The 13521-nt window shown below is 59.6% G+C and carries 14 protein-coding genes; 7 read left to right on the top strand and 7 right to left on the bottom strand.

The window, feature by feature from the left end:
* Window positions 1–59: 59 nt before the first annotated feature.
* Complete coding sequence (locus AC515T_RS23115) at window positions 60–2474, bottom strand: glucose/quinate/shikimate family membrane-bound PQQ-dependent dehydrogenase (protein ID WP_496530164.1); 2415 nt, start codon at window positions 2472–2474, stop codon at window positions 60–62.
* Window positions 2475–2972: 498 nt separating this feature from the next.
* On the opposite strand from AC515T_RS23115, the gene AC515T_RS23120 reads away from it, so the two are divergent.
* The gene (locus AC515T_RS23120; RefSeq protein WP_003178410.1) at window positions 2973–3203 is read left to right on the top strand and encodes a VF530 family protein; all 231 of its coding nucleotides are present in this window, start codon (window positions 2973–2975) and stop codon (window positions 3201–3203) included.
* Between the two features lie 6 nt (window positions 3204–3209).
* Window positions 3210–3869, top strand: coding sequence for a Pr6Pr family membrane protein (locus tag AC515T_RS23125; protein WP_496530165.1), 660 nt, complete (start codon window positions 3210–3212; stop codon window positions 3867–3869).
* Window positions 3870–4041: 172 nt separating this feature from the next.
* On the opposite strand, the gene AC515T_RS23130 is transcribed toward AC515T_RS23125, so the two are convergent.
* The 3 genes from AC515T_RS23130 to AC515T_RS23140 are packed head-to-tail and all read right to left on the bottom strand — an operon-like array spanning window position 4042 to window position 5388.
* Window positions 4042–4251 carry a DUF1289 domain-containing protein gene (locus tag AC515T_RS23130; RefSeq protein ID WP_024619283.1) on the bottom strand — a complete coding sequence of 70 codons (210 nt, stop codon included), beginning with the start codon at window positions 4249–4251 and terminating at the stop codon, window positions 4042–4044.
* The gene (locus AC515T_RS23135; RefSeq protein WP_060740825.1) at window positions 4248–4772 is read right to left on the bottom strand and encodes a gamma carbonic anhydrase family protein; all 525 of its coding nucleotides are present in this window, start codon (window positions 4770–4772) and stop codon (window positions 4248–4250) included. The genes AC515T_RS23130 and AC515T_RS23135 overlap by 4 nt, the downstream gene beginning before the upstream one ends.
* Before the next feature lie 16 nt (window positions 4773–4788).
* Window positions 4789–5388 carry a CoA pyrophosphatase gene (locus AC515T_RS23140; protein WP_496530166.1) on the bottom strand — a complete coding sequence of 200 codons (600 nt, stop codon included), beginning with the start codon at window positions 5386–5388 and terminating at the stop codon, window positions 4789–4791.
* Window positions 5389–5534: 146 nt separating this feature from the next.
* Between AC515T_RS23140 and AC515T_RS23145 the strand changes: the two genes are divergently transcribed.
* From AC515T_RS23145 to AC515T_RS23155, 3 genes are all read left to right on the top strand, one after another.
* On the top strand, window positions 5535–6086 hold the full coding sequence (locus AC515T_RS23145) for an NUDIX hydrolase (protein ID WP_053186956.1): 552 nt from the start codon (window positions 5535–5537) through the stop codon (window positions 6084–6086).
* 51 nt (window positions 6087–6137) lie between these two features.
* Window positions 6138–6644 (top strand): L,D-transpeptidase family protein, encoded by a 507-nt coding sequence (locus AC515T_RS23150; RefSeq protein ID WP_496530167.1) that lies wholly within the window; start codon window positions 6138–6140, stop codon window positions 6642–6644.
* A gap of 648 nt (window positions 6645–7292) precedes the next feature.
* Window positions 7293–8084 carry a scabin-related ADP-ribosyltransferase gene (locus AC515T_RS23155; RefSeq protein WP_496530168.1) on the top strand — a complete coding sequence of 264 codons (792 nt, stop codon included), beginning with the start codon at window positions 7293–7295 and terminating at the stop codon, window positions 8082–8084.
* 250 nt (window positions 8085–8334) lie between these two features.
* Here AC515T_RS23155 and AC515T_RS23160 read toward each other — a convergent pair whose 3' ends face one another.
* The 3 genes from AC515T_RS23160 to AC515T_RS23170 all read right to left on the bottom strand — a co-directional run bounded on the left by AC515T_RS23160 (window position 8335) and on the right by AC515T_RS23170 (window position 10008).
* Window positions 8335–8691, bottom strand: a complete 357-nt coding sequence (locus AC515T_RS23160; RefSeq protein ID WP_496530169.1) for a DUF6124 family protein — start codon at window positions 8689–8691, stop codon at window positions 8335–8337.
* A 242-nt stretch (window positions 8692–8933) separates the two neighbouring features.
* Window positions 8934–9386, bottom strand: coding sequence for a hypothetical protein (locus AC515T_RS23165; protein WP_212801406.1), 453 nt, complete (start codon window positions 9384–9386; stop codon window positions 8934–8936).
* Complete coding sequence (locus tag AC515T_RS23170) at window positions 9370–10008, bottom strand: DUF6036 family nucleotidyltransferase (protein ID WP_496530170.1); 639 nt, start codon at window positions 10006–10008, stop codon at window positions 9370–9372. Before AC515T_RS23170 ends, AC515T_RS23165 begins: the two co-directional genes overlap by 17 nt.
* Window positions 10009–11172: 1164 nt before the next feature.
* On the opposite strand from AC515T_RS23170, the gene AC515T_RS23175 reads away from it, so the two are divergent.
* Window positions 11173–12432: an IS256 family transposase gene (locus AC515T_RS23175; RefSeq protein ID WP_496530171.1), complete on the top strand. Its 1260-nt coding sequence runs from the start codon at window positions 11173–11175 to the stop codon at window positions 12430–12432.
* A 354-nt stretch (window positions 12433–12786) separates the two neighbouring features.
* Window positions 12787–13518, top strand: a complete 732-nt coding sequence (locus AC515T_RS23180; protein ID WP_030139601.1) for a GntR family transcriptional regulator — start codon at window positions 12787–12789, stop codon at window positions 13516–13518.
* The last annotated feature ends 3 nt before the right edge of the window (window positions 13519–13521 follow it).

Raw genomic sequence — 13521 nt, forward strand, 5'->3', positions numbered from 1 at the left:
GCTACAAAAAAAGGCGACACCCGCAAGGGTGTCGCCTTTTTCATGAGCGCAGGTTTTGCTTAATCCGGCAGTTTGTAGGCAATCACATAGTCACCCTGCTTGGTGCCCAGGGAACCATGACCGCCAGCGACGACCAGCACGTATTGCTTGCCGTCCTTGCCGGTGTAGGTCATCGGCGTGGTCTGGGCGCCGGCGGGCAGGCGGCCTTCCCACAGTTGCTTGCCGTTTTTCACGTCGTAGGCGCGCAGGTACTGGTCCAGCGTACCACTGAGGAACGCCAGGCCGCTGCCCGTGGTGAACGTGCCGCCCAGGCTTGGAACACCCATGCTCAGCGGGATCGGTACCGGCGAGCTGTCGCGCACGGTGCCGTTCTTGTGCTTCCACAGGGTCTTGTTGTTGGTCAGGTCCACGGCCGCGACATAACCCCACGCAGGCGCCTGGCAAGGCAGGCCCATGGGCGAAAGCAGCGCTTCGAGGATCACGCCATACGGCGCGCCTTTGTTCGGCTGCACGCCTTCGGTTTCGCTTTTGCGACCCGGGCCACCCGCGACTTCAGCCGCTGGCACCAGCTTCGACTTGAACGCCATGTAGCTCGGGTTGACGAAGGCGATCTGACGCACCGGGTCTACCGAAATACCGCCCCAGTCGAACACGCCGAAATTGCCCGGATAGACGATCGAGCCTTGCAGCGACGGCGGCGTGAACATGCCGTCATAGCGCAGCGACTTGAAGTCGATCCGGCACAGCATCTGGTCGAACGGGGTCACGCCCCACATGTCACTTTCCTTGAGGACCGGCGGCACGAAGTTCAGATCGGACATCGGTTGGGTCGGCGAGGTGAAGTCGCCTTCCACCGCGCCTTGCGGCACCGGGATCTCCTTGATCGGCACGATCGGCTGACCATTGCTGCGGTCCAGCACGTAGATGCTGCCCTGCTTGGTCGACGCCAGGACGGCGGGTTTCACGCCTTCGGCGGTCTTCAGGTCCATCAGGGTCGGTTGACCGCCGACATCCATGTCCCACAAGTCGTGGTGGGTGAACTGGAAGTACCAGCGCACCTTGCCGGTGGCGATGTCCAGGGCGGTCAGGCCGGCGGCGTATTTTTCCGATTCCGGGGTCCGGAATCCACCGAACTGGTCAGGGGTCTGGTTGCCCATCGGCAGGTAAAGCATGCCGAGTTTTTCATCGACGCTGAACATGGACCACATGTTCGGCGAGTTGCGGGTGTAGGTCTTTCCTTCGGCAATCGGCGTCGTGTCGTCCGGGTTGCCGCTGTCCCAGTTCCACACCAGCTTGCCGGTGTGCACGTCATAGGCGCGGATCACACCGCTTGGCTCGTCGGTGGAGACGTTATCGGTGACGTGACCGCCGATCACCACCAGGTTCTGGGTGACCGCCGGTGGCGACGTGGAGTAGTAACCGCCGGCCGTGAAGCCGCCGATGTTCGCGGTCAAATCGACCTGGCCCTTGTCGCCGAAGTCTTCGCACATCTTGCCGGTGTCGGCGTTGAGGGCGATCAGGCGGGTGTCGGCGGTCGGCAGGAAGATCCGCCGCGGGCACACGGTACTGGCCGGCGAGCTGCTGGCGGTGCCAGTCGGGCTCTGCTCGGCGGAGGCGTACACGGCATCATCGTGGTAGGTCACGCCACGGCAGGTCATGTGGGCCCAACCCTTGAAGTTTTCCGCTTTTTGCGTGGAAAGCTTTGGATCGAAACGCCAGATTTCCTTGCCGGTCTCAGGCTCCAGGGCGATCACCTGACTGTGAGGCGTGCACACGTAGAGCATGCCGTTGACCTTCAGCGGGGTGTTTTCGGCGGTGGTTTCACCCGGGTCGTTCGGCCCTGGCAGGTCGCCGGTGCGATAACTCCAGGCTTGCTTCAGCTTGCTGACGTTCTCGGGGGTGATCTGCGCCAGCGGCGAATAGCGGTCGCCATGGGCACTGCGCCCGTAGGAGTTCCAGTCGCCATCCGGCATGGCCGGTGCGGTGTTGGTCATGCCTGGCACGCTGTCGCGGTCCAGTTGGCCCTTGATCTCGCCCGGGTTGGTGAACTGGCTGGCGAGCGCGGCGATACCGGCAATGACCACGGCGGCGCCCAATGCACGGGTGCCCGTGGCCGAGGCATCGGCGGTCAACAGCGGGCGGCGGAACCATGGCAGCAACATGACGATGCCCAGGGCAAACAGCATCGCCAGGCGCGGCACCAGTTGCCACCAGTCCAGGCCCACTTCCCACAGCGCCCACACGGTGCTGGCGAATAGCACCAGTGCGTACAGGCCCAGAGCCGCGCGACGGGCCATGATCAGCAGCACGCCGGTCAGCGCCAGGCCGATACCGGCCAGCAGGTAATACAGCGAGCCGCCAAGCGTGCTCAGCTTGACTCCCCCGGCCAGCAGGGCCAGGCCCATCAATAGAAGCAGAATGCCGAGCAGGCTCGGTAGCAAACGGCTTCGACTCAAAGCACCCTCAGTGCTCATAGTGTGATTCTCCGTGACGTTTTAAGGAGTCCCGCGCAAGTAGTCACTGTAGATGACGATCTTGCGGAGGCATGGTTCAGTGCAAAAGGCAAATTGGCTGCCGCAATCCCTTGTGGGAGCGAGCTTGCTCGCGATGGCGGCGTGTCAGTCGACTTCAATGTTGAATGTGCAATGGCTATCGCGAGCAAGCTCGCTCCCACAGGTGGTCACTGAGACAGCGCTGTCTTTCAGGGCAGGACATTGAGCATTCAATCAAATCTTTTCAACAGGAATGAGCTGGACGCAGAGGCTTCAGCACAACAGAAGAAGCGTTTCAGCAGGCGGCGCAAGGATAATGTCCTGATCTCAATAGAGAAAGGGCTTTTGTTGACATGCATCGTTTCGGTTTCGGTAACAGTGCGCCTGGCTCTGGAGCCCCACGATGAAGGCTATGCTTCCACCGCAAGGGCACCTCGGCTAAGGTGCGCGGCTTTACCCTTTTTCGCGCGAAGGCCTCCCATGACCGAACCCAACAACAACCCGCTGCACGGCGTGACGCTGGAGCAGATCCTCAACACCCTCGTGCAGCATTACGAATGGTCGGGCCTGGCCGAGCGCATCGATATCCGCTGCTTCAAGAGCGACCCGAGCATCAAGTCGAGCCTGACCTTTTTGCGCAAAACCCCCTGGGCGCGGGAGAAAGTCGAGCGCCTGTACATCAAGTTGATGCGCACCAAACGGCCGGTCTGAGCCGCCGTGGGGATTGATAAAAGTCCTCGCCTCACCCTGCGCCAGCGCTTCGTGTCGGTAACGGCGCTGCTGGGCTGGGCGGGGTTGAGCATCCAGCTGTATCTGATCCTGCTGGGGCGCTGGGAACTGGGCGCGAGCCTGCTGGGTGGGTTGGTGAGTTTCTTCAGTTTCTTTACGGTACTGACCAACCTGTGGGTGGCGGTGGTCCTGACGTGGGAGCTGACCGCTCGCCCATCCCCGGCCCGGCGCTGGTTCCTGCTGCCCAGCGTAAGCAGCGGCATCGCCGTGAGCATCGCCCTGGTCAGCCTGGCCTACAACCTGTTGCTGCGCCACCTCTGGCAACCCGAAGGCTGGCAGTTCGTGGCCGACGAACTACTGCATGACGTGGTGCCCCTGCTGTACATCGCCTATTGGTGGCGATGGGTGCCCAAAGGCAACTTGCGCCTGGGCCACATCGGGCTGTGGATGATCTATCCCTTGGTCTATTTCGCCTATGTCCTGCTGCGGGGGGATTTGCTGGCGGCCTACCCCTACCCTTTTATTGATGTGGCGAGCCTGGGTTATCCACAGGTGTTTATCAATGCCGGGGGGATATTGGTGGGGTTTGTCGGGATTGCGTTGGGGGTGGTGGGGGTGGATCGGTGGTTGGGGCGGCGGTCCTACTAACGTAACTGTGGATAAAGCTTTTGTGGCGAGGGAGCTTGCTCCCGCTGGGTCGCGCAGCGGCCCCCTCTGAACAGCCACTGTGTTCTCCTGACGCACCCGGGAGCCTGATGTTGGGGCTGCTTCGCAGCCCAGCGGGAGCAAGCTCCCTCGCCACAGGGGGACGTGTTCACAATCAGCGCCTAGCCGGCAACATCCACACCAACCCACTGGCCTTGGCTCGCTCATGACACAACGCCAAAACCCCGCGCCGCTCATCATTGTCCATCCGACTCCATCGGGTGATTTCCGCCACGGTGCGCTGGCAGCCGGTGCAGATGTCGTCATCGTCCAGCGCGCAGATGTTCACGCAGGGCGAAGGCACCGGCCGTTCAGGGGCGCTCATGGTTCCTGCTCGGCCAGGTCGCGGGCATAGCGCTGGGAATTGTGCACATAGTGCGCCGCGCTGGCCACGAGCATGTTCTTCTGGGCTTCGGTCAATTCACGCACCACCTTGCCGGGGGAGCCCATCACCAGCGAACCGTCGGGGATCTCCTTGTTTTCGCCGATCAGCGCATTGGCGCCGATGATGCAGTGCTTGCCGATCTTCGCGCCGTTGAGGATTACCGCGTTGATGCCGATGAGGCTGTAGTCGCCCACCGTACAGCCGTGGAGCATGGCGTTGTGGCCAATGGTCACGCCGGTGCCGATGGTCAGTGGATACCCCATGTCGGTATGCATCACCGTACCGTCCTGCACATTGCTGTCCTTGCCGATCAGGATCAACTCATTGTCGCCGCGCAGCACGGCGTTGAACCAGACGTTGGCGCCCTCTTCGAGGCGGACCTTGCCCACCAGCGTGGCATTGGGCGCGACCCAGCTCTGTGGGTGGGTTTCGACACGGGCATCGCCCAGGCGGTATTTCATGGGAATCCTCGGGGCATCAGGTATTGATGAAACTCTTTGGCGGGGTGTGCAGGTCGATCTCGGCGTCGTACAGCAGGTTGACCAGTTCGACGATCATGATCGCCGTCAGCCCCCAGATCTTGTACTCGCCAAACCGATAGCTGGGCACGTACCAACTGCGACCCTGGTAATCGATCCGGTGCGTGTGTTCACGTGGATCCTTGCGGAAAAACTCCAGCGGCACGCTGAATACCGCCGCGATCTCGGCGTCGTTGGCCTGGTATTCGACGTAGTCCGGAATCACCCCGACATACGGCGTGACCTTGATGCCATGGAGCGAGATCAACGGGCTGAGGGGGCCGATCACTTCCACCAGGCCGGGCGGCAGGCCGATTTCTTCCTCGGCTTCGCGCAGGGCGGTGAAGATCAGGTCCGGGTCTTCCGGGTCGCGACGCCCGCCGGGAAACGCCACTTCGCCGCCATGGGTCGAGAGCCCGCTGGCGCGCAGGGTCAGTACCAACTCCGGTTCATCACTGCGGGTGATCGGCACCAGCACCGCGGCTTCAGGAAAACGTCGGTCGGCCTGCAAATCTTGCGGGGTATGGTTGCTTACTCGATGCAGTAGCTCGTCCAGCATGAGACTTCTCGATTTATTCGCTACCTTGCATCATGCACCAATCATTCGAGCGGCCCAACCCCCGCACCGCGTCGTGTCGCGAAACGACAACTTGCCGACACCGGCCCGCGCACGCCAAGATAGGCGCAGCATTCAGGAACCCAAGCATGAAATTCTGCAGCCAGTGCGGTAACCCGGTGACCCAGCGCATACCCGAAGGCGACTCGCGCCTGCGCTTTGTCTGCGACACGTGCCACGCCATCCATTACCAGAACCCCAACATCGTGGCCGGTTGCGTACCGACCTGGGGCAGCAAAGTCCTGTTGTGCCGGCGCGCCATCGAGCCACGGCGCGGTTACTGGACCCTGCCGGCGGGCTTCATGGAGAACGGCGAGACCATCGAACAGGCCGCCGTGCGCGAAACCGCCGAAGAGGCCTGCGCCCGGGTGCGAAACTTGAGCATCTATACGCTGATTGACGTACCGCATATCAGCCAGGTACATGTATTCTTCCGCGCCGAACTGGTGGACGAGGATTTCGCCGCCGGGCCCGAGAGCCTGGAAGTGAAGTTGTTCGAAGAAGCGGACATTCCCTGGGACGAGCTGGCTTTCCGCACGGTGGGCCGCACCCTGGAATATTTCTATGCCGACCGCCGGGCCGAGGATTACCCGGTGCGATCCGAATCGATCCCGCCACTGGCTCAGCCTGCCAACACCTGAAAAAACCAATCAAATAAATATAGCCGCGACACCTCTAGGGATACCGTTTCAATGCGCTGGTTGCTTGTCCTGTTCTGCTTGTCGTTCACCGCTGTGTCCCAGGCCGCCGCCGTGGGAACCTACAACGGCAAGGTCATCGAAAAAGTGCTGGTGCTCAAGTCCGCCCATCAATTGCAATTGATCAACGACGGCAAGCCGCTCAAGACCTATCGCATCTCCCTGGGCAAGGGCGCCAAGAAAGGCCCCAAGCTGATAGAGGGCGATAAGCGCACCCCTGAAGGTTTCTATTGGCTGGACTGGCGCAAGACCAGTGACCGGTTCTACCTGTCGATGCACATTTCCTACCCCAACATCAGCGACGCCGCCCGCGCCCGCCGCGAAGGCGTGGAGCCTGGGGGCATGATCATGATCCACGGCACGCCGGATTCGGAAGAGAACCCTGAGCAGTTGTTCCATACGCTGGACTGGACCGACGGCTGCATCGCCATGCGCAACGTGGACATGCGCGAGGTGTGGGACCTGGTGCCGGATGGGACGATGATCGAGATTCGTCCGTAGCCCCATTTCTTGCGGCGAGGCGCTTCTGTGGCGAGGGAGCTTGCTCCCGCTGGGTTGCGCAGCAACCCCAGGGCAGGCAACTCAATCTGCCTGACACACCGCATTTGTCAGATCTCAGGGCCGCTTCGCAGCCCAACGGGAGCAAGCTCCCTCGCCACAGGGAACGGTGTCGATCAGCCTTTTGTTACAAGTCCAGACACCGCAACGCAATCCCCTTCCCCAGCCTTGATCTACCCTCAGAACTGATGCGGTGGCTCGGATCGTTCAGCCCCGCAGAATCCAACGTGAGACGTGTCACGTCGAAGCATATGCAGTCATGACGTATGTGATTCGACGGGCTTCACCGTTCAGATAAGGCATCAAATCATGACAACCCATAACAACTTCATACGGGTGACTGCTGTCGCGGCAGTGGTGTTCGCAGGTGTGTGGCAACCGGGCGCAGACGCGTGGGGAGCCGATGGAAAAGAGGAGCCTTGGTATACCGCCTGGCTTCAGGTCGCGGCGGATTCGAGCGTGGATATCCGCAAGAGCACGCCCTGGTTGCGCTGGCGTACCGACATGGACACGCTCTACCGGGGCGATACGACGGGTCAGGGCCTCAGTGCCTTCACGCAGGGGCTGTTGCCCAAAGCCTATGGCACTCCCGTGGAGGAATGGGGGTACGACTGGATCACCCACGCGAGCGGAAGCGCAGGGACGGTGTTCAGCAGCGCAACGCGCAATCAACTGATCGCCCAGCACTACGCCAGCGAGTGGGTGTACGAGTTCAGGGCCCCCCACGGAATCGATCAGGTGCAATCGGGGGGGCCCTTTCCCGGTGAGGAGGAAATCAGCTTCCCGGGCGGGGTCAAGGCGCACTTTATCAAGCAGGCCTGCAAGGCACACAATCTTGCCGATTGCAGGACGAACCTAAACTACCGGGAGCCCACCGGCCAGGAAACGATGCGGGAGGTCGCGGTGATGGCCATCGACTGGAACCGGCTGACGCCTCGAGAGGGTTTGGCATGGGTAAAGTCCCAGGAATCCCTTTGGGCCGTCGGCTCTACGAAGATCAACCCCGTGCAGGGCGCAGATGCGCTTACCAATGGGTTACGGGGCTTGAACTCTTTGCCACCGAACTTGAGATTCGCGATGTATCAGGAGGACCATCTGGCGCAGTCTATCGTTGTGGCATTTCGCGACTATAGCGAAGCCAAGCTCTGGGCCACCCAGGAAGCCTCGAACGGCGGCTGGGTCTACGAAGTCAGGCCCAACAGCGTGGCGGTGGATTTGTCGGTTCGTAACGCGGGTTCCCGTGAAGGCGCCTTCGCGTTCATCGGCGGTATCAAGGGAGGCTTGTTGATGAACGCCCGGCGTTTCGAGAAAGGCGTGAGTGAACCGGTCGAGTGCATTGGCATAGAGAAAGAAGTTTGCCGGCGCGAAAACCTCCACCAATAGTTTTCCAGCCTCGCGGTGCAGTCAGGTTGGTTGATGCTGTTTACTCAAGGCTCGTGTGAACCATTATGGCGAGGGAGCTTGCTCCTTCGCCACAGGATCGGTGTTCTGCCGGTTTTTTTGTGTTCGTCTTTCGATTTATCGCGAGCAAGCTCGCTCCCACAGTGGGTTTGTGTGGACCACAGGATTTGTGATCGACACCGGCCCCTTTGTGGGAGCGAGCTTGCTCGCGATGAGGCCGGCACTTATGGCATCAAGTCCGAAGTTCTACCCGGTCCAAGGCCTTGTTCGCCAGCAACGCGCCCAGCTCAATCATCTGTGACACGCCTAACGCCACATGCCGCCGCGAGCCTTCCAGGCCAAACGCCAGGTCGTTGAGCATCGCATTGGCCGAGGCCAGGGTTTCGCTGAGGTTGGCCAGCAGGGCTTCGGTGTCAACGCTGTCCGATACGGTGAACAACTGCACAGAGGGTTGGGGTTCTGGTTCGCTGTCGTCGGGTTTGAGGTAATGGTCCATCGCGCGGTCGGCGGCTTCTTTCAGCTTGTCGGGGGCGTAGTCGCCGTAGGGGAAGGTGGAAGCGGGTTTGGGAGTATCAGAATCATTTTTCAATGGAAGCTCCTTTCATCTAATGGAGCCCAGGACAAAACGTCCGGGCCTGTTGCCCCTTGATTTTTTCGGACGGTCAAACCCGGTCGCTGAATTGGCAGCGACACCCAAAGGCTAGAGCCCTCGCTTCCTAGGGACAACCTTAAAAACATGTCGGAAACTTCGAGGCGTCTGACAGACCAAGAGATGATGATTCACACAACAAAAAACCGGCCTAAGCCGGTTTTCGAGGATGACATTTGGGTTTACACAAACGCTGCGCGCTGCTCAGCCTCATAATGCCGAGTCTGAAAAGGCAAGAGGGTTTGCACCTTCAAGCCAAGACCTTCATTCAACCCCCAAGCGAGAGCGAGCTCATCACGGCGTTTGCGAAGCGCAACAGCGGTTTGTGAGGTTATGGCTTGCTTGGGTGTCGAACGTAAAAATAGCTCAAGGGCTTTGAAGACTTCCAATGCGCGACTGTCCGTGACACACGAAAATCGGGTGAGTCGTTCGAGCAGATATCCTGCGCGACGCAACTCGACCTCATTAGTGTGTTGACTCAGAAAAGCTTGGGCTGCGCTTATCAAGTCCAAGTTGGAATACCAGACAGCTTTGGCTGCACTCACGAGTGCAACATCATCTGCGTGATCCAGCGGGCTTTTTACCAATGTGTCCAGAGCGGCTGAGAGGACGTGGCCGTTAGCAGGCTTCGTCATCTGTATTCTCCAAATAATTTTGCAAAATGTGGGTAAGAACAGACGTTGGAGGCTCTTTGTTACCAACATATACATCAATTGCCTGCATTGCCAGTCGACGCAGCTCGGCGGTCAATATGAAGCCGGCCCTCAGGAGCGCCATGATATCGCCAACGTCTTGGTCCGTTGCTCTACCCAGCTTTGAAATCGCAATATCGACAGGAGCAGCAATGTGGACGTGCAGAGGTGACTCTATCGGGAACTCTTCAAGGGGGATGCTTCGGACCCAATAATCCTCGTGAATCGGACCAAAGCTGGTGTTGTATTGGAGGTCGTAGTTCAGCTCCATCAATCGGCCGGACTTCTCGTCGACAAATTGCTCGGGCACTTCCGCAAGCAACGTTCGAAGATGAAAGCCTTCCGGAAGGCTCGCCTCATAGATTTCGGCGTCAACGTCCGTGGAAACACGATGATGCGTATAGAGATGTACTGCGCATCCGCCAAACACCATGACTTTAACCGCCCCTGACTCCGCATTTTCACATATCAGCTCCGCTTCGACAGACTTGAACATTGAAATCAAAGCCCGTCCCAGGGAGGTACTTGTATTGAGGCGGGGGGTGATCATATCCGGCAGTTCCATGTTTGGACCTCAGAGGCTGCTGTTGCTCCTTGAAACTTGGATCTGCTGCTCGGTCTTCCCAAGGCCGGTAAGCGATCCCAGTACTTGGAGATGTGGGCTCCGAAAGCTAGAGCCCTCGCTTCCGAGGGACAACCTTAAAAACATGTCGGAAACTTCGAGGCGTCTGACAGACCCCTCATCTGATCAGGGATGTTTCGCACAGATTTCAGATGGGCTTTTCTGGATGGGGTTGGGTACATATCCATTGCTGCGGTAACGGCTACTTAGGGTTCCGCCCTGACGGCGGGTCACTTTCGAAAAGCGCGAAAGTAACCAAAGCGCTTCTGCCCCACCACTCGGCACCTCGCTTAGGCTCGGTGTGCCCTCACTCCGGCATTGCTCCGTGGGCCCGCCGCGAAGGGCCATCCATGGCCCAGCGCGGCTAACCCGGCATCCATGCCGGGTTGCCCACTACGCAATGCCTGCGTTCGGCCAGCGTGGTTAACGGGGCGCTGAGATCTACGTCCACCCCGCCACGAGGCGGCCTGATAGCCGACCTGGTTCTGGGTGGGTCCGCGTTTCTCCTGTGGGAGCGAGCTTGCTCGCGATGAGGCCAGCAAACCCAATATCCATGTGACTGAACCACCGCCATCGCGAGCAAGCTCGCTCCCACATTGGATTTTCAGCAGCCACAACACTCATATACGTCGCAAACACCTTGTGGGAGCGGGCTTGCTCGCGAAGAGGCCAGTACATTCGACATCCTCGTTGGCTGTTATGCCGCCTTCGCGAGCAAGCTTTGCTCCCACAGATCTGACGGGTGTACGACTGGGTGAGCCAGGTCGGCTATCAGGCCGCCTCGTGGTGGGGTGGACGTTGATCTCAGCGCCCCATTAACCATGCTGGCGGAACGCAGGCATTGCGCAGTGGGCATCCCGGCATGGATGCCGGGATAGCCGCGCTGGGCCATGGTTGGCCCTTCGCGGCGGCCCACGGAGCAATGCCGGAGTGAGGGCACACCGAGCCTAAGCGAGGTGCCAAGTGGTGGGGCAAAAGCGCTTTGGTTACTTTCGACTGGGCCGGCTTCCGGGCTTTTCGAAAGTGACCCACCGTCAGGGCGGAACCCTAAGTGGGGGACTGTCAGAAATTTTGTGTTCGGGCATAACATGCTGAAGAGGTGCATGTATGCCAATCAAAAAGAAGACGGCCTTGGAGGCCAAAACCGAGTTCCCTTCGATCCCGAAGGAGCTGATTGATCAGTTCGTCAAAGGTCCTATGACTGCCGAGGCGATTCAGGACGCGTCGATGGCCTTCAAGAAGGCGCTTATCGAGCGAGCCCTGGGTGCAGAGCTGGGTCACCATCTTGGCTATCCTCAGGGCGCGGAGCGCCCCGAGGAGTCGAGTAACCAGCGCAACGGTAAAAGTGGCAAGACCGTTTTGACAGACGACGGTCCGCTTCGTCTGGAGATTCCCCGAGATCGCGATGGCAGCTTTGCGCCGATTCTGATTCCCAAGCATGAGCGGCGCTTTACCGGTTTCGATGACAAGATCATCGCCATGTACGCTCGGGGCATGACGGTTCGCGAGATTCGTGCGTTTCTCCTGGAGCAGTACGGCACGGATGTCTCGCACGACTTCATCAGCTCGGTCACCGACGCGGTGATGGAAGAGATCGGCGCTTGGCAGCAACGACCGCTTGAGCCGATGTACCCGGTCATCTTCTTCGACGCGCTGCGGGTCAAAATCAGGGAAGAAGGTCTGGTCCGCAATAAGGCCATCTACTTGGCCTTGGGCGTACTACCGGACGGAACCCGCGATATCTTGGGCATCTGGATCGAGACAACGGAAGGCGCCAAGTTCTGGATGAAGGTCTTCAATGACCTCAAGACACGCGGCGTCGAAGACGTGTTGATTGCCGTGACCGATGGCCTCAAAGGCATGCCAGAAGCCCTGAGCGCGGTGTTTCCTGAGACGACGTTGCAAACCTGCATCGTGCATCTGATCCGCAACAGCCTCGACTATGCAGCCTGGGACAAACGTCGGGAACTGGCCAAGGCTCTCAAGCCGATCTATCAAGCGATCAACGCCGAGGCCGCCGAAGTGGCTCTGGACTCATTCGAAACCGGCCCCTGGGGCAAGCAGTACCCGACCGTCGTGGCTGCCTGGCGACGCGCCTGGGATCGAGTTATCCCGTTTTTTGTCTTCCCGCCCGCCATCCGGAAAGTGATTTACACGACCAATGCAATCGAGAGCATCAACGCTCAACTGCGAAAGATCATTAAAACGAGAGGACACTTTCCAACCGATGATGCTGCCACGAAGCTGATCTGGCTGGGCTTGCGCAATATCACAGCAAACTGGGGCAGTGCGGCCCATGATTGGAAAAGTGCGATGAATCAGTTCGCGATCCTGTACGGGGATCGGTTCATCAGGCCGACGTGGTAAATGAAGGTCTGCCTAACGGCAGGCCGTTACCGGCCCGCACACAAAAAATCTGACACTCCCCTAAGTGGCCATTATCGAAGAAACGGATATACACACCGCCCAAAAAACAAACTACTAAAAATAAATATCAAATTTCAAACCCCCGCCCCATGCATACCACTGACCTCTAAAAACGCTGTAATTCAACACCCCACCTCCACCACCCTAATACCACTTAAAGAACAACCCTCAGAAAAACCCATAAAACACTAGCCAACCCCAAAAAAGCACCGTTGACATGGTATTCAAGTGGTATTAGTTTCCACCCCAATCACCGAGCGACAACGCCCACAAAAAACCGCATCGGACAAACAAATGAACGACATCCTGGCCCTGCGCCCCGACGACACCCAACCCACCCCGCTCTACCTGCAACTGGCCCGCAACCTGGAAGCCGCCATCCACGCAGGCCAGTGGAAAGCCGAGCAAGCGATGCCGTCCGAGCGCAGCCTGAGCGAGCAACTGGGCATTTCCCGGGTCACCGCCCGCAAAGCCCTGGAAGTGCTGTTTGAACAAGGCCTGATCCGCCGCAACCAAGGCTCGGGAACGTTCATCACCCCGCGCCTCGAACAACCGCTCTCGCGCCTCAGCGGCTTCAGCGAAATGCTCCGGCTCAAAGGCTTCGTGCCCGGCTCCCAGTGGCTGGAGCGGGAAATCACCCCGCCCACCCACGAAGAACTGATTCGCCTGGGCCTGTCACCCACCGACAAAGTCGCCCGGCTCAAGCGCCTGCGCAAGGCCGACGACACGGTCATGGCCATCGAGATGAGCACCCTGCCCGCGTCGATCATTCCCAAGCCACAAGCGGTGGGCGATTCGCTTTATGAATTCCTCGACGGCATCGGCAAACCGGTGGTGCGCGCCCTGCAACACATCCAGGCCATCAACGCCTCGGACGAGTTCGCCGCCCTGGTGGGCATCGCCCCCGGCACCGCGATGCTGCTGATGACCCGGGTCGGCTACCTGGAAGACAACACGCCCATCGAAGTCACCGACACCTATTGCCGCAACGACTACTACGACTTTGTCGCAGAGTTGCGGCGCTAGACG

The organism is Pseudomonas sp. FSO-7 (assembly GCF_059579345.1).